Genomic DNA, 15,416 nt, shown 5'->3' with positions numbered 1-15,416 from the left:
TCCTTCCAAGCAAATTATCGGCCACGCCCACCCACGCTAGCGATGCCAAGCCGGGCTGAACTCGTGTACCGCCTCGACCATCGCGCCCACCCGCCCGGGATCGACATCCGGCCACACCCCGTGCCCCAGATTGAAAACATGGCCGCTGCCAGGACCGTAGCTTTCGAGAATGCGTTCCACCTCGGCGCGGATGGACTGTTCCGGTGCATACAAGGCCTGCGGGTCGAGGTTGCCCTGCAACGCCACCCGGTCGCCCACCCGGCGGCGGGCCTCGCCGATATCGGTGGTCCAATCGATCCCCAGCGCGTCGTAGCCCGCGCCAGCCATCGCCTCCAACCACTGCCCGCCGCCCTTGGTGAACAGGAGGGCCGGAACCTTCCGTTCCAATCGATCCAGGCCGATCCGTTCCAGCGCCTGTTGGGCATAGGCCAACGAGAACTCCCGGTATTGCGCCGCCGACAACACCCCGCCCCAAGTATCGAACACCATGATGGCATCGACCCCGGCGGCGATCTGCGCGGCCAGATATAGGCCCACGGCCTCGGCCAGCTTGCCCAGGAGTTCGTGCATGACCTGGGGTTCCTGGTACATCAAACCTTTGACCTTGCGGAACTCGCGGCTGCCGCCGCCTTCGACCATGTAGGTCGCCAAGGTCCAGGGACTGCCGGAAAAGCCGATCAAGGGCACCCGCCCGCCCAATTCGCGCTGGATCAGGCGCACGGCATCGGTCACATAGCGCAAGCGGTCCTCCGGGTCGGGCACCGGCAAGGCCCGCACCTCCGCCGCCGAGCGCACGGGCCGGGCGAAGCGCGGCCCCTCGCCTTCCGCGAAACTCAGCCCCAGGCCCATCGCGTCGGGGATGGTGAGGATGTCCGAGAACAAGATCGCGGCGTCCAGCCGGAAACGCGCCAAGGGCTGCAAAGTCACTTCGCAGGCCAGTTCCGGCTGGGTGCAGAGGCTCATGAAACTGCCCGCCTGTTCGCGGACCCGGCGGTATTCGGGAAGATAACGCCCGGCCTGGCGCATCATCCACACGGGGGTGCGTTCGACGGGCTGGCGGAGCAAGGCGCGGATGAAGCAATCGTTGTGCAAACGGGTCATGGCGTGGTCTTTCCTATGATAGGGCGGCGGGAAGCCTCGGGGCCGGTGCTGCCGGCAGTGACGGGGATGCGGGGAATCCGGCGGATACTAAGGTTGCTGGGCCTTGTGGGGAACCCGCCAGCGCTGGGCCGGGGCGGTGGCACCCGAACCCGGCGGGCGCAACAGGTCGGCCTGGATCGACTTGAATTGCCGGGGAATAGCCTGGGTCAAGGGCGGCGGCAAGCCTGCGGCCCCTTCCCTGGCCGCGGCCATATTCGGATAAACGCCATGGAACAACAGGTACAGATCACCCCGGCCCTTGCGCGAGCGCAGCACGGACAAGGCGCTCTCCGGCGGAAAGCGGCCTATGGTCCCGGCCAGGGCACCCGCCTGGGACATGGCGAGGATTTGCAAGGTATAGGCTTCCGGGTTCTGCGCCATGATCCAATCCACACCCTGCACCCCTTCCAGGCTGACGGCGGCGGCTTGGAGCCGTGCTTGCTGTTCGGGCGACAAAGGCTCCGGCGGCGGGGTCGCGGCTGGAGATTCCGGGGGGCGGGCCGTCGCAACGGCGGATGGCTCCGGTTGGGCCTGGGATTCGGGTATCGGCGGCGGGGCTTGGGCCGGTTCTGGTTGCACCGACGGCGTTTGAGGCTCCGGGGCTTGCGTCACCGCCCCGGCCTGTGGTTGCGGTGGAACTTCCGGGAGGGTAGCGGAACCGTCGGCCTGGGGCTGGGATTCGCCCGGATTCGCGGGATGCCCCCCCTCGACCACTGCGGGCGCGGATGGTTCGTGCAACATCATGCCCGGCAAGGCCGAATCGGCGTCGGCCTTGGGCGAGGGGAAGCCGGGTGGCGATTCGGGCGGTTGGCCCTCCGGCTTCCACCATAACAGGGCTGCGGCGACCAGCAGTGTCGCGGCCAGTCCCGGCACCCACCAGCGCCCGCGCCACAATGGGGAAGGCGCGGCTTCCGCCGGTGGTGCCAGCCCGCCCAGGACCGCGCCGGGCGCACCTTGGGCGCGGGCATGCCAAGCGATGACCTGAGACTCGGCAGCGGCGGAACCTGGGGCCAGTTCCGGCTGGGCGGCGGCCATTTGGCGCAGGTAGGCGGAAAACTCCGAGGGACCCAAGGCGGGGATTTCCAACGGCTGGGCGTCGCGCAAGGCCAAAGCGTCGGTGGTGGCCTTGCGCCGCAGGCTGTGGCTGGGCAAGGCCAGCACGATATGCAGGCTAGGGTGTTCGCGGGCGAATTCCCAAAGACCGCTCAGCAAGCCTGGCAGCAGGCGGTGGGCGTTATCCAGCATCAACACCAGCAAACGCCGCTCCTTGCCATAACGCGCCAGCACTTCCGCGCAGGTCCAGCCCCCGGCGTTGGCGAGGTTCAAATCCCGCAACGCCGCCCGCCGCAGTTCCTCGATGATGAATTCGTAGGTGGTGCCCGCCGTGGCGGCCAGATAACACACACTGGCATAGGCGCGGGCGCTGGACTCCAAACGCCGCAGGAATACCGTCTTACCCATGCCCTCGGGACCGGACACGACGATGGGTTGGGAAAGATTGACCGCCAGATGCAGCAGCAAGTCGAACTTGCGCTCCCGCGCCTCGGAGAGCAGGGAACCGGCCAGCGGGCCGTCGGCCTGGACCTCCTCAAGCGCGGCCATACTCGTCCAAGGTGGCCCGCAACGGGGCCAGATCGACCGGTATGGGTAGATGCGCCTTACCGATACGTTCGAGCAGGATCAAACGCAAGCGGCCTTCGAGATTCTTCTTGTCTACCGCCATGTGTTCGAGGAAGGCGTCCACCCCCAATTCGGCGGGCGGGCGCACCGGCAGCCGCGCCCGCGCCAGCAAGGCCACGATGCGTTCCACGTCCCGCTCCGCGAGCCAGCCTAAGCGCCGCGACAAATCCGCCGATTGGCACATGCCTATCGCCACCGCCTCGCCGTGCAGAATGCCGCCATAGCCCAGGCCGGTTTCGATGGCGTGGCCGAAGGTATGGCCCAGGTTCAAAGTGGCCCGCTCGCCGGTTTCGCGCTCGTCCGCCGCCACCACTTCCGCCTTGTTGTGGCAGGAGCGCTCGATGGCGTAGCCCAGGGCTTCCGGGTCGCGCCGCAGCAGGGCTTCCATGTGTTCCTCTAGCCACCGGAAAAACGGCTCGTCGCGGATCAGGCCATATTTCACGACCTCGGCCAGCCCGGCGCTCAATTCGCGGTCGGCCAGGGTATCGAGGGTCGAGAGATCGGCGATCACGCATTTCGGCTGGTGGAAGGCACCGATCATATTCTTGCCGCGGGGATGGTTGACGGCGGTCTTGCCACCCACCGAGGAATCGACTTGGGCCAGCAAGGTGGTGGGAATCTGCACGAAGGGCACGCCGCGCTGGTAGCACGCCGCCGCGAAACCGGTCAGGTCGCCGACCACGCCGCCGCCCAGGGCGATGAGATGGGCGTTGCGGTTGAATTTGTGTTCGAGCAGGGCGTCGAACACCGCCAGGGCCGATTCCATGGTTTTGTACTGCTCGCCATCGGGCAGGATGACGGTAGCGACCTGCTTGCCTTCGAGTTGGCGCAGCACCCGCTCCAGGTATAAGGGCGCGACGGTTGCATTGGTCACGACCAGGATTTGCTTGGAATCGAGGTGGGACCGGAGAATTTCGCCCTGGTCCGACAGGTCGGGGCCGATATGGATGGGGTAGCTGCGCTCCCCTAAGGAGACGGTGAGGGTCCTCATGGTTTGCCGGGTCTGGAATGGGTTCGGTGATAGACCCTGAGGATTTGCCGGACGGCGCTACGGCTGGTGCTTTGCCCCGTATCGACGACGAAATCGGCCAGGGAACGGTAGATCGGTTCGCGGATATGGAAAAGGTCCAAGAGTTTCTGGCGGGGATTTTCGGTGTTGAGCAAGGGACGGTTGGCGTCCTTGTGGGTGCGCTCCAATTGCTTTTCCACCGGGCAATGCAGGTAGACCACGAAGCCATGGCGGCGGATCAGTTCCCGGTTCTCCGGCAACAGGATGGAACCGCCCCCGGTCGCCATGACGATCCCGTCCATTGGGGTCAATTCGGCCAGCACCTCGGCCTCGCGCCTGCGGAAGCCGACCTCGCCCTCGTACTCGAAGATCATGGGGATGGTGACGCCGGTGCGCTGCTCGATCTGCTTGTCGCTATCGACGAAGTCCACGCCCAGGCTCTTCGCGAGCAACCGTCCTATGGTGGTCTTCCCCGCCCCCATCGGACCGATCAAATAGATATTCTTGGACTGTTTCATACCCGGCTAGGGCCGACAAAAACCGCATCATACCATGGCCCAAGCCGCGACCCCGGAAGAAAAAAGGCACCCGCCGGGTGCCTTTTTGCGCCCCTGGCACCGGCTTTCCGGGTCAGCGGGTGCTTAGGGTTTGATCGAGGATTTTCGGGGTGATGAAGATCAGCAATTCCTTCTTGTTATCGTCTACCCGGTCCTTGCGGAACATGAAACCCACGCCCGGCAGATCGCCCAGGAAGGGCACCTTGTCGGTCTGGTTTTTCTGTTGCCCTTCGTACACGCCGCCAAGGACCACGGTATCGCCGTTGCCGACCTGGGCGCGGGTGGTGATCTGGCGCTTCAGGATGGCCGGAACGCCATTGAACAAGACCGACGAAGGCTCGTCCTTCTGCACGAACAGGTCCATCAGGATATTGTCGTCGGGCGTGATATGCGGGGTCACTTCCAGTTTCAGCACGGCCAGTTTGAATTGCACGGTGGCGATGGCGGCACCGCCCGCCGCGCTGGTCACGGTATAGGGGATTTCCTGGCCCTGGAGGATGGTGGCCTTGGTCTGGTCGGAAGTGATGAGTTTGGGGGTCGCCACGGTCTCGCTGCGGCCATCGATCTGGGCCGCCGAAAGTTCGAGGTCCAGCAGATAATCGCCGACCTTGAGGAAGGTCACGCCGAAATAACCGCCACTGGCGGCGGCAGCGGTCGAGGCCAGATTCACCAAGGCATCGCCTGAAACGCCGGTATTGCCGCTCCAGCGCTGTTGCCATTCTTCGGTGGTACCATCGGGGGCGGTCTGGAAGAACTCCTTGCCACGGGTGTCCTTGACGAAGGCGGACCGGTTCAACGAGAGGCGCGAACCCAGTTCGCGGGTGAAATTATTCTCGGCGATCACGATGCGCGATTCGATCAAGACCTGGCGGACCTGCTTATCCAATTGGCGCACCAATTCCCGCACCCGCTCGATATTGCGCGAAGTATCCTTCACGATCAATTGGTTGGTCCTGGGATCGACCGTGACATTGCCCCGGTTGGACAGGATCGACTGGCTGACATCCAGGGTGGCGGTGCTGGTCAGTGATTTCGCGCCGGTGATATTGGACTGGCTGGCCGTGTCCTCCACGGTTTTCTTGGTGGTGCCCACCAGGATTTCCTTGATTTCCTCGGCCTTGGTGTAATTCAACTGGATCATTTCGGTACGGAGGGGCTCCAATTCCTCCACCACCTTTTGGGCTTCCAGTTCGTCCCTTTCCTGCTTGTTCAATTCGTCCAAGGGCGCGACCCGAATGATATTGCCTTCCTGGCGCTTCCCCAGGCTTTTGGATTTCAACACCAAGTCCAAGGCCTGATCCCAGGGCACATCCTCCAAACGCAGCGTCACATTGCCCTGCACGGTATCGCTGGCCACGATATTGAGGTTGGTGAAATCCGCCAGAATCTGCAACACCGAGCGCACCGGAATATCCTGGAAATTCAGGGTCAGCTTTTCGCCGCCATAGCGGAAATCCTTCTTCTTGATTTCTTCCTTTTCCAACTTGGTCAGAGGCCGGAATTCCACGGTCAATAACTTGCCGGTCTGATAGGAGGAATAGTCGTACTCCTCGGACACCGGGGTCACGCTCAACCGGGTATCGCTACCATCCATGGCCGATTCGATCAACTGCACCGGGGTGGCGAAATCAATGACATCGAGCCTGCGGGCCAATTTCTGGGGTAGTTCGGTCTCATCGAGCCGGATCACCACTTTGCGGCCTTGCTGCTTGATATCAACAACGGAATTAGGATCGCTCAGGGTAATCAACAAGCGGCCTTCGCCTTTTTCGCCACGGCGGAAATCGACATTCTCGATGCGCCGTCCCGCCCCATCCCCATAATAGGCGGACCGGACTCCGGGCATCGGCGCGGAACTGGACGATGGGGTTCTGACCACCGGCGCGGTGGACTGTGGTGGGGCGTTTTGCAAGGTGATCAGGATGCGGTCGCCCTCGGCCTTGGCGGTATAGGGCACCAAATTAGTCAAGTTCAATACGACACGGGTGCGCCCGGCGGATTCCACCGCCTGTAGGCTCTGCGCCCCGGCGGTATTAATGGGGATCGATTTTTTATCGAGACCATTACTAACCCCTGGCAAATCCAGGGCGATACGGGCGGGATTTTCGGTATTGAATACCCTGGGTTGAACCGCCGGTCCGTTCAGGTTCAATACCAATTGGAGATTATCCCCTGGCAAGGAAGAAAACTCGACGGAAGTCAGCACCAAACCGCCCGCCCCGCACACCGGAGTACGCCATAACAAGCCCAGCGCCACGACCACCCAGACGACTATCCGTCCCGACAATCCCCAAGCCCCCGAACCATTCACTCTCATCGTCATTTGTTTCCCCCGCTCGCTTCCGCCAGGTCGAGACTAGCTTTACGTTCGTGCCAAGCCCCGGGACTATCCGAGAATATTTCGACCAATTCGATCATATTCTCTTTGATATTGATAATTTTCCCATAATTCTTGCCCATATAATTGCCGACGCGCACGCGGTGTATAGTGCCATCGTTGGCACGCACCAAGCCCCACAAGCCCCCTTGCTGGATCACCGTGCCTACCATCCTGAGACTATCGAGTTCATAAGATTCAAGTTCTTCCCTGGGGCGACTGGTATCGGGACGGATACCGCTTTCGACCTTTTCCTCCTCGGGTTCCTGGCTCTTTTCATCGGGAATGAAGGGATCGCGCAAATCCTCGGGCCTGAATACGAAAGGCTCGACCGTCTTCACCTCCGGCAAGGGATCGACCATACCCCTATGACGGCCTTTCACCTCGGCGACATAGCTTTTCAAATCCGCCATATCACCCCCCCCGCAACCCACCAGCCCCAACGCCAATATCCAAGGCAACAGACGACCGGGCCGGGTCCGCCCATATAAATATCGATAAGAATGGATCATAGTATCCAGATTATTTCGGCTTATTAGCGGCGGGGGTGGCGGGTTTCGCTCCCGGTGCCCCCGGCTTTTTCGCGCCCGGCCCGGTGGGACCGGCCCCCTCTTCCATATATCGGTAGGTTTTGACCAATGCGCTCATGATCAAAGGGTCTTTGCCGCCGCCTTTTTTTTGTGCATTATTCGGCGTGATCTTGATATTGTGTACGGTCACGATCCTAGGCAAGGAAGCCAAACCGCTCACGAACGTCCCGAACTCCATATAATTACCGATCACCCGGATTTCTATCGGCAATTCGGCGTAGAAGTCCTTGGCGATTTCCCCCCCCGGCTTGAACAACTCGAATTCTAACCCACTGGCCAAACCAGTCTGTGACACATCTACCAATAATTCGGGAACCTGGGTCTTATCAGGCAGTTGCCGTAACAAATCGCCGAAGGTCTTTTCGATCTCGGCTAATTGCACTTTATATTCTTCAAGGTTGGCGGCTTTTTGCTGTTTCTGCTCGAACGTGGTTTTCAATTGCCGTTCCTTGGCTTCCTGTTGGCTCAGGTTCAGCAATTGATCCTGGGTATCGAAATAATACCAAAGCCCACCCAGAACCAAACACAAAAAACCAATAATCGCCACCTTGATCGGCGTTGGCCAGGAACCGGCATGTTCGATATCCCAATTGATGTTCGAGAAATTCATGAGGGCTTTTTCCGCTGGCTATCTTTGGGGTTGGGCTCGGCGGTCTTCTCACCGGCCTGCTTGACTTGCAGGGTGAATTTGCTGCCACGCAGGTCTTTCTGGTCCTTGGCGGATTTATCCTTGCCGTCCAACTTGTTTTCGATGATATTCAACACCGGGTCTTGCAGCCAAGGCGAAGATTCCAGATTACGCATATAGGCCGAAACCCTGGAGTTGGATTGAGCGACGCCATTCATGGTCAGGTTTTTATCCGATTGGGTGAGGTCGGAAAGGAAAACCCCTTCGGGAATGGTACGCGCCAATTCGTCAACCAAGTGGACGATTTCCGGGCGGCTGGTTTGCAATTGCTGGATAACCTCCATTTTCGCGATGAACCGTTTCTTCTTGGTTTCGAGTTCCTCGATTTCCTTGATTTTCTTATCGAAAACCGCGACTTCGCTTTCCAGGAACTTATTACGCTGGCTTTGATAGTCGATCATCGATTGGATTTGCAAATGCACCGACAGCAATATCGTGGCGCTCAGCCCCATCGCCAAGGCGGTGATCGTGAAGAATTCCTGTTGTTTTTGTTTGCGCCGCTCGGCGCGCCAAGGAAGGAGGTTGATACCGGCCATCAGTCGAAACTCCTCAGCGCCAGGCCACACGCCGTCATCAGCGCGGGCGCGTCGTTGCTCAAATTCTGCGGTTTCACCCGCGGCGACAGCGTCATATTGACGAAGGGATTGGCGACGCTGGTGGGGATACCTTGGTTTTCCTCGACATAGCGGTCGATACCCGGTATCGAGGCGCAGCCCCCGGCCAGGAGGATATGCTCGACGCTGCGATGGGCGCTGGAGGAGAGGAAGAATTGGAGGGAGCGCCCGATTTGCTGGGCCAGGGCGTTCTTGAAGGGTTCGAGGACTTCGGGTCCGTAGTTGTCGGGAAGGCCGCCGTGCTTCTTGGCAAGGCCGGCTTCCTCGTAGGACAGGCCGTAGCGGCGTTGGATTTCCTCGGTGAGTTGCTTGCCGCCGAAGCCTTGTTCGCGGGTGTAGATGATGCGGCGGTTGTGGATGACGTTGAGCGTGGTCATGGTCGCGCCGACATCGGCGATGGCGATGGCCTGGTCGGTGCCGCGCTCGAAGAGTTGATCCAGGATCAGGGAGCAGGAATGTTCCAGGGCGTAGGATTCGACATCGACGATCTCGGCCTTGAGCCCGGCCAGTTCCAAGGCCGCCACCCGGTCGCCGACGTTCTCCTTCCGCGAGGCGACCAACAGCACATCGACCATTTCGGGATTTTTCTCGGTGACGCCCTGAACCACGAAATCCAGACTAACCTCATCCAGGGAGTACGGGATATATTGGTCGGCTTCCAATTCGAGCTGGGCCTCCAGTTCGTCCTCGCTCAGCGAGGCGGGCATGGAAATGACCTTGGCGATCACGGCGGACCCTGGCACCGCCACCGCCGCGTGCTTCAGGCGGGTACCGGATTGTTTCAGGACCGCCTTGATGACGTTGCCGATGGCTTCGACCTTGGCGATATTCTTATCGACCACCGCATCGGGGGGCAAGGGGGCCACCGCGTAGCTTTCGACCCGGAAACGCGAACCGGAACGGCTGAGTTCCAAAAGTTTGATGGCGGCGGTACTGATGTCTATACCCAATAACTCCGGCTTCTTGCGGTTCAGAAAAAACATCGGGGGGTTCCTGCCTGGCCTGTCTTCGCTGTAATGGGGTAGGGTTTTACTCGGCTTTACGGGCGCATCTCGGCGCACATGTAGTATAGTAGCTAAATGGTGTTCCTTCGCTTCCGCCCTGCGGCCCTCCCGCCGCCCACGGCGTTCCAAAACGGTCCCCGCCACGCCCGATCCGCTTCAAATCGTGGCCGATCCGCGCTCCAACCGCGCCCGCAGCCGACAATCCGATAGTGACCCGGAAAACCGCACGCCAGTCCCGCTCGACCGCCGCGACCCTGTTCCGCTGGCTCTTGTTCATGCTCTTGGGTGGCCTCGCCGCCTTGGCGGTCGGCGGCTACGCCCTGTACCGCCACCTGGAGCCACAACTGCCGGATGTCGAGGTCCTCAGCGATATCCGCTATCAAATCCCCATGAGCGTCTACAGCAAGGACAACCTGCTGATGGCCGAGTATGGAGAGATGAAACGCATCCCGGTCGGCGTCCCCGACACCCCCAAGCAAATGGTCCAGGCCTTCCTGGCCGCCGAGGACAACCGCTTCTTCGACCACCCCGGCGTCGATTACCAAGGCATCGCGCGGGCGGCGGTCACTTATCTGCGCACCGGCGAAAAGCGCCAGGGCGGCAGCACCATCACTATGCAGGTGGCCCGCAATTTCTTCCTGAGCAGCGAGAAAACCCTGACCCGCAAGGTGAAGGAAATCATGCTGGCGGTCAAGATCGAGTCCAAGCTGCCCAAGGAAAGCATCCTCGAACTGTACCTGAACAAGATTTACTTCGGCCACCACGCTTACGGCGTCGGAGCGGCGGCGCAAGTGTACTACGGCAAGGCGGTCCAGGACTTGGAATTACCCGAAATAGCGATGATCGCCGGCCTGCCCAAAGCCCCGTCCAGCTTCAACCCCATCGTCAACCCGGAACGGGCCTTGAGCCGCCGCAACTACGTGCTGAACCGGATGCGCAAGCTCGGCTTCATCACCGAGGCCCAATTCCACAAGGCGTTCAACGCCCCGGAAACCGCCAAGCTGCATATCCGCCCGGTCGAATTGAACGCGCCCTATATCGCCGAGATGGTCCGCAACGAGATGTACCGGCAATACGGCGAGGACGCCTATACCCACGGGTACAAGGTCTATACCACCATCGATTCCAAGATGCACGCCCTGGTGGAAAAATCGCTGCGGCTCGGCCTGCACGACTACGACGAACGCCACGGCTACCGCAGCAAGAAAACCCAGCGCATCGACCTGAAACAACTCAAATCCCCGGCGGACTGGGATGCCCGCCTTGCCGAAATGCAGAAAATCGGCGAAACCGTGCCCGGCCTGGTGCTGGGCTTCAAGGAGGGCGGGGCCGATGTCTACCTGGGCGCGGGACAACACACCAACCTCGGCCTGAACGCCACCCGCTGGACCCACCGCGGCCCGAAAGAATTGTTCAAGCCCGGCGATTTGATCCGCCTACGCAAGGACAACGACAACGAATGGCGCTTGAGCCAGGTTCCCGAGGCCGAGGGGGCGCTGGTGTCGGTGGACGCCAAGACCGGCGCGGTGGTGGCCCTGGCCGGGGGCTACGACTTCGCCCTCAGCACCTTCAACCGCGCCACCCAGGCGCAACGCCAGCCGGGTTCCGGCTTCAAGCCCATCCTCTACGCCGCCGCACTCACCGAAGGCTATACCCCGTCCAGCGTGGTCAACGACGCCCCCATCGTCTACGCCGATCCTTCCCAGGCCGGCGGCGTATGGCGACCCAAGAACTACAGCGGGCGCTATTACGGTCCCACCCGGCTGCGGGTGGCCCTGGCCAAATCGCGCAACCTGGTCTCGGTCCGGCTGCTGAAAAGCATCGGCCTCAAGAAAGCCATCGCCATGGCCGAGGAATTCGGCTTCGAACCCCAGGAGCTCCCGAAATCCATGCCGCTGGCCCTGGGCGCGGGTTCGGCCACACCCCTCCGCATGGCCCAGGCCTATTCGGTGTTCGCCAATGGCGGCTTCAGGGTCGAACCCTATTTCATCGACCACATCAAAACCGACGACGACCGCTTGATCTACCAAGCCACGCCGGGGCTGGCCTGCGCCGATTGCGTGGACTCCGGCGATCCCAAGGGCAACCTCGCGCCCAGGGTCATCAGCCCGCAAGTGCATTACATGATGAATTCGATGCTGCTGGACGTGGTGCGCATGGGCACCGCCACCCAAGCGCTGGAACTGGGCCGCTCCGATGTCGCGGGCAAGACCGGCACCACCAACGAATACCGCGATGCTTGGTTCAATGGCTATGTGCCGGGCCTGGCAACCGTGGCCTGGATCGGCTTCGATTCATCCAAATCCCTGGGCCATGGCGAAACCGGCGGCGAAACCGCCCTGCCGATGTGGATGCGCTTCATGAAGGAAGCGCTCAAGGACGTGCCCGATACCGGCTTCCCCGTGCCCAGCGGCCTGACCACCGTCCGCGTCGATGGCAGCGGCAAGAACGGCTCCAATTTCGAGGTCTACCCCGCGGGACGGCAACCGCGCAACATCGTCCCCAAACGCTCCCGACCGGTCAATCCGGGCGGCTCCTCCGCCCAGGACGACGGCGGCGCGGGCGGCGGAGCCAAATCCCTGGAATCGCTGTTCTAACGCTCCCCACCATGCGCCCCAAAGACCGACTGCGGCTCCGCATCGCCCAGGAAGCCGCCCGCATCATGGCCGAGGAAGGCATCCACGACCGCCTGCCCGCCAAGCAGAAAGCCGCCGCGCGGCTCGGCATCGCCGACGCCCGCCTGTTGCCCCGCAACGAGGAAATCGACGAAGCGCTGGAGGAATACCACCGGCTCTACCGCGCCGATGTGCAAAAACCGCATATCGCCCGCTTGCGGCGGCTGGCGCTGGAAGCCATGCGCTTCCTCCAGGATTTCGCGCCGCGCCTGGTCGGCGGGGTGTTGGAAGGCACGGCGGGTGAATTCAGCCCGGTCACGCTGCACCTGTTCCCCGACGCACCGGAGGATGTGCTGCGCAAGTTGATGGACCGGGGCATACCATTCGAGGAAAAGACCGCCTCCCTGCCCGGCGGCGGCAAACGCACGGCGGATTACCCGGCCTTGCGGTTCCGGGTGGACGGGGTCGAGGTGGAATTGGCCTTGCTGCCGCCCGAACTCAAGGCCAGGGCCAGGGAGAAGCACACGCCCAAGGGCGATCTGGCGGCGGTGGAAGCGCTGGTGCGGGCGGATGCCGCCGAAAAACGGGAAGGGACCGGGTGAACCCGGCCCACCCTCGAATCCCAGCGCCGGGCCGGGAGGGCGGCGGGCCGATTCGAGGGACGCGGCGGGCGGGGATCAGCCGCGGGCGTATTTGCGGCGGAACTTATCGACGCGGCCGGCGGTATCGACGACCCTTTGCTTGCCCGTATAGAATGGATGGCAAGCCGCGCAGACTTCCACATGTAGGTCTTTGCACAGGGTCGATTTGGTCTCGAAGGTGTTGCCACAACTGCAATGGACCGTGATGGCCTTATAGTTGGGATGGATATCCGACTTCATAGCGTTCTCCAGGAAAACAATGCCAGGGGGGCGAAAAAGCCAGCCATCCTACCCAAAACGGCTTTTCCCCGCAAGGCGCAAGTCCCCGGCCCAGGTTCCCGACACCCGCGCCGCCAACCTCCGACTCCCCGAACCCAACCCCCGAACCCATGCGTATTGTCACCCTCAATGCCAACGGCATCCGCTCGGCGGCGCGTAAAGGCTTTTTCGACTGGCTGCCCCACCAAAGCGCCGACGTGGTCTGCCTCCAGGAAACCAAGGCCCATATCCATCAACTCGACGACCCCCTGTACTGGCCCGAAGATTTCCATTGCTATTACCTGGACGCCGACAAGAAAGGCTATAGCGGCGTCGCCATCTATGCCCGCCACCCGCCGGATATGCTGGTCCGGGGCTTGGGCTGGCCGGATATGGACGCCGAGGGCCGCTATCTGGAAGCCCGCTTCGGCGATCTCAGCGTGGTGTCGGTCTACCTGCCGTCCGGTTCGTCCAGCGCGGAGCGGCAGGCGGTGAAATTCACCTTCCTCGACCGCTTCCTGCCGCATCTGCGGGAATGCGCCGCCAAGGGCCATCATTACATCCTCTGCGGCGATTGGAATATCGCCCACAAGCCCATCGACCTCAAGAACTGGCGCTCGAACCAGAAGAACTCCGGCTTCCTGCCCGAGGAACGGGCCTGGCTCGACACCGTGTTTGAGCGGGACGGCTGGGTTGATGCCTTCCGCCACGCCAATCCCCAGCCGGACCAATACACCTGGTGGTCCAACCGCGGCCAAGCCTGGGCCAAGAACGTCGGCTGGCGCATCGATTACCAAGTGGTAAGTCCCGGCCTCCGCGCCGCGATCCGCGCCGTGGCCATCTACAAGGACCAGCGTTTTTCCGACCATGCCCCCCTGATCATCGATTATGACCACCCCTTCCCGGTTTGAGGCGCTGTTCAACCGGCGGATATTGATCTGCGTCCTGACCGGATTTTCCTCGGGCCTGCCTTTGTTCATCCTCATCAGCCTACTGTCGGCCTGGCTGCGCGAGGGCGGGGTCGATCTCAAGGCGATTGGCCTCCTAGCCCTGGTGCAATTCCCCTATATTTGGAAATTCCTGTGGGCACCGCTATGCGACCGCTACGGGTTGGGACTCGGGCGGCGGCGGACCTGGATGCTGGCGACGCAATTGGCCTTGCTAGCCGCCGTGCCGCTGTTCGGTTGGCTCTCGCCGGGCAAGGACATGGCCGCCATCACCGGGCTGGCGGTGATCGTGGCGTTCTTCTCGGCCACCCAGGATATCGCCATCGACGCCTTCCGCCGCGAAATCCTCAAGGACGAGGAGCAGGGCTTGGGCAACGTGGTCCACGTCAACGCCTACAAAGTGGCCGGGCTAGTGCCGGGTTCCTTGTCGCTGATCCTGGCCGACCATGTGTCCTGGGAAGCGGTGTATTCGATCACCGCGCTGTTCATGTTGCCCGGCCTCATGTTGTCGCTGATGGTGCGCGAACCGGAAAGCTCCCGCCGCGCCCCGGCCACGCTGCGCGAGGCGTTGGTGGAGCCGTTCCACGAATTCATCGGGCGCAAGGGCTGGGCCGGGGCGCTGACCCTGCTGGCCTTCATCTTCTTCTACAAGCTGGGCGACAGCATGGCGACGGCGCTGGCGACGCCGTTCTACCTCGACCTCGGCTTCAGCAAGACCGAAATCGGCATGATCGCCAAGCACGCCGGGCTATGGCCAAACGTGGCGGGCGGTTTGCTGGGGGGGGTGTGGATGGTGTCGCTGGGCACGCACCGCGCCCTGTGGGTGTTCGGGGCGTTGCAGGCCGTGGTCATCCTGGGCTTCGCCTGGCTTTCGACCGCCGGCCACGATCCGGTGGGGCTGGCGGCGGTGATCGGCGCGGAGGCGTTCGGCGTGGGGCTGGGGACGGCGGCGTTCGTGGCCTATATCGCCGCCGCCACCCATCCGGCCTATACCGCGACCCAATTCGCGCTGTTCACCAGCCTCGCCGCTACGCCGCGCACCTTGGCGAACGCCTTGACCGGGTTTTTGGTCGAGGGCGGCGATATCAAGCTGGGGGATACGCTCCTGTTCCATGTGGACGCGCTGGGCTGGGAGCGGTTCTTCTGGCTATGTTTCGCGGCGGCGCTGCCGGGAATGTTGTTGCTGTTCAAGGTCGCGCCTTGGCATGGGGAGCGGGATTCCCGAGGCTTCCCGTAGAGACTCGATTCCCAAGCAGCGCTTGGGAATCCCGCAAAAGAACACCATGAACCGGAGCC

At 62.1% G+C, this 15,416-nt stretch carries 14 protein-coding genes; 4 read left to right on the top strand and 10 right to left on the bottom strand.

From position 1 onward, the window contains the following. Window positions 1-36: 36 nt before the first annotated feature. The 9 genes from hemE to B9N93_RS04505 form a co-directional block, all read right to left on the bottom strand. On the bottom strand, window positions 37-1,101 hold the full coding sequence (hemE, locus tag B9N93_RS04545; RefSeq protein ID WP_085211287.1) for a uroporphyrinogen decarboxylase: 1,065 nt from the start codon (window positions 1,099-1,101) through the stop codon (window positions 37-39). 87 nt (window positions 1,102-1,188) lie between these two features. Continuing rightward, a complete protein-coding gene (locus B9N93_RS04540; protein ID WP_085211285.1) occupies window positions 1,189-2,742 on the bottom strand; it encodes an AAA family ATPase in 1,554 nt (517 codons plus the stop codon). Then, window positions 2,729-3,811: a 3-dehydroquinate synthase gene (gene aroB, locus B9N93_RS04535; RefSeq protein ID WP_085211282.1), complete on the bottom strand. Its 1,083-nt coding sequence runs from the start codon at window positions 3,809-3,811 to the stop codon at window positions 2,729-2,731. Before aroB ends, B9N93_RS04540 begins: the two co-directional genes overlap by 14 nt. Then, window positions 3,808-4,347, bottom strand: a complete 540-nt coding sequence (aroK, locus tag B9N93_RS04530; protein ID WP_085211280.1) for a shikimate kinase AroK — start codon at window positions 4,345-4,347, stop codon at window positions 3,808-3,810. Before aroK ends, aroB begins: the two co-directional genes overlap by 4 nt. A gap of 112 nt (window positions 4,348-4,459) precedes the next feature. After that, the gene (gene pilQ / locus B9N93_RS04525) at window positions 4,460-6,709 is read right to left on the bottom strand and encodes a type IV pilus secretin PilQ (protein ID WP_254899337.1); all 2,250 of its coding nucleotides are present in this window, start codon (window positions 6,707-6,709) and stop codon (window positions 4,460-4,462) included. After that, window positions 6,706-7,176 (bottom strand): pilus assembly protein PilP, encoded by a 471-nt coding sequence (locus B9N93_RS04520; protein ID WP_254899336.1) that lies wholly within the window; start codon window positions 7,174-7,176, stop codon window positions 6,706-6,708. The genes pilQ and B9N93_RS04520 overlap by 4 nt, the downstream gene beginning before the upstream one ends. Before the next feature lie 109 nt (window positions 7,177-7,285). Continuing rightward, window positions 7,286-7,963, bottom strand: coding sequence for a type IV pilus inner membrane component PilO (locus B9N93_RS04515; protein ID WP_085211274.1), 678 nt, complete (start codon window positions 7,961-7,963; stop codon window positions 7,286-7,288). After that, complete coding sequence (locus tag B9N93_RS04510; RefSeq protein WP_085211272.1) at window positions 7,960-8,577, bottom strand: PilN domain-containing protein; 618 nt, start codon at window positions 8,575-8,577, stop codon at window positions 7,960-7,962. The genes B9N93_RS04515 and B9N93_RS04510 overlap by 4 nt, the downstream gene beginning before the upstream one ends. After that, window positions 8,577-9,638, bottom strand: a complete 1,062-nt coding sequence (locus B9N93_RS04505) for a pilus assembly protein PilM (protein WP_085211270.1) — start codon at window positions 9,636-9,638, stop codon at window positions 8,577-8,579. The genes B9N93_RS04510 and B9N93_RS04505 overlap by 1 nt, the downstream gene beginning before the upstream one ends. Before the next feature lie 230 nt (window positions 9,639-9,868). On the opposite strand from B9N93_RS04505, the gene B9N93_RS04500 reads away from it, so the two are divergent. Both B9N93_RS04500 and B9N93_RS04495 read left to right on the top strand, forming a co-directional pair. Next, complete coding sequence (locus B9N93_RS04500) at window positions 9,869-12,256, top strand: penicillin-binding protein 1A (RefSeq protein ID WP_254899335.1); 2,388 nt, start codon at window positions 9,869-9,871, stop codon at window positions 12,254-12,256. An 11-nt stretch (window positions 12,257-12,267) separates the two neighbouring features. Then, on the top strand, window positions 12,268-12,876 hold the full coding sequence (locus B9N93_RS04495) for a hypothetical protein (RefSeq protein WP_085211268.1): 609 nt from the start codon (window positions 12,268-12,270) through the stop codon (window positions 12,874-12,876). A 75-nt stretch (window positions 12,877-12,951) separates the two neighbouring features. Here B9N93_RS04495 and rpmE read toward each other — a convergent pair whose 3' ends face one another. Beyond that, a complete protein-coding gene (gene rpmE, locus B9N93_RS04490; RefSeq protein ID WP_085211266.1) occupies window positions 12,952-13,155 on the bottom strand; it encodes a 50S ribosomal protein L31 in 204 nt (67 codons plus the stop codon). 149 nt (window positions 13,156-13,304) lie between these two features. Between rpmE and B9N93_RS04485 the strand changes: the two genes are divergently transcribed. Both B9N93_RS04485 and B9N93_RS04480 read left to right on the top strand, forming a co-directional pair. Beyond that, window positions 13,305-14,084 (top strand): exodeoxyribonuclease III, encoded by a 780-nt coding sequence (locus B9N93_RS04485; protein ID WP_085211264.1) that lies wholly within the window; start codon window positions 13,305-13,307, stop codon window positions 14,082-14,084. Then, on the top strand, window positions 14,062-15,357 hold the full coding sequence (locus tag B9N93_RS04480; protein ID WP_085211262.1) for an AmpG family muropeptide MFS transporter: 1,296 nt from the start codon (window positions 14,062-14,064) through the stop codon (window positions 15,355-15,357). Before B9N93_RS04485 ends, B9N93_RS04480 begins: the two co-directional genes overlap by 23 nt. Window positions 15,358-15,416: the final 59 nt, after the last annotated feature.

This window comes from Methylomagnum ishizawai (assembly GCF_900155475.1).
GTDB lineage: Bacteria > Pseudomonadota > Gammaproteobacteria > Methylococcales > Methylococcaceae > Methylomagnum > Methylomagnum ishizawai_A.
Note: the sequence above shows the minus strand (reverse complement) of the source record. Positions and strands in the feature narration are given on the sequence as shown.

What these genes read in the sequence shown, in the direction of transcription:
- hemE (WP_085211287.1), bottom strand. Translation starts at nt 1,101, where the DNA reads ATGACCCGTTTGCACAACGATTGCTTCATCCGCGCCTTGCTCCGCCAG.
- B9N93_RS04540 (WP_085211285.1), bottom strand. Translation starts at nt 2,742, where the DNA reads ATGGCCGCGCTTGAGGAGGTCCAGGCCGACGGCCCGCTGGCCGGTTCC.
- aroB (WP_085211282.1), bottom strand. Translation starts at nt 3,811, where the DNA reads ATGAGGACCCTCACCGTCTCCTTAGGGGAGCGCAGCTACCCCATCCAT.
- aroK (WP_085211280.1), bottom strand. Translation starts at nt 4,347, where the DNA reads ATGAAACAGTCCAAGAATATCTATTTGATCGGTCCGATGGGGGCGGGG.
- pilQ (WP_254899337.1), bottom strand. Translation starts at nt 6,709, where the DNA reads ATGACGATGAGAGTGAATGGTTCGGGGGCTTGGGGATTGTCGGGACGG.
- B9N93_RS04520 (WP_254899336.1), bottom strand. Translation starts at nt 7,176, where the DNA reads ATGGCGGATTTGAAAAGCTATGTCGCCGAGGTGAAAGGCCGTCATAGG.
- B9N93_RS04515 (WP_085211274.1), bottom strand. Translation starts at nt 7,963, where the DNA reads ATGAATTTCTCGAACATCAATTGGGATATCGAACATGCCGGTTCCTGG.
- B9N93_RS04510 (WP_085211272.1), bottom strand. Translation starts at nt 8,577, where the DNA reads ATGGCCGGTATCAACCTCCTTCCTTGGCGCGCCGAGCGGCGCAAACAA.
- B9N93_RS04505 (WP_085211270.1), bottom strand. Translation starts at nt 9,638, where the DNA reads ATGTTTTTTCTGAACCGCAAGAAGCCGGAGTTATTGGGTATAGACATC.
- B9N93_RS04495 (WP_085211268.1), top strand. Translation starts at nt 12,268, where the DNA reads ATGCGCCCCAAAGACCGACTGCGGCTCCGCATCGCCCAGGAAGCCGCC.
- rpmE (WP_085211266.1), bottom strand. Translation starts at nt 13,155, where the DNA reads ATGAAGTCGGATATCCATCCCAACTATAAGGCCATCACGGTCCATTGC.
- B9N93_RS04485 (WP_085211264.1), top strand. Translation starts at nt 13,305, where the DNA reads ATGCGTATTGTCACCCTCAATGCCAACGGCATCCGCTCGGCGGCGCGT.
- B9N93_RS04480 (WP_085211262.1), top strand. Translation starts at nt 14,062, where the DNA reads ATGACCACCCCTTCCCGGTTTGAGGCGCTGTTCAACCGGCGGATATTG.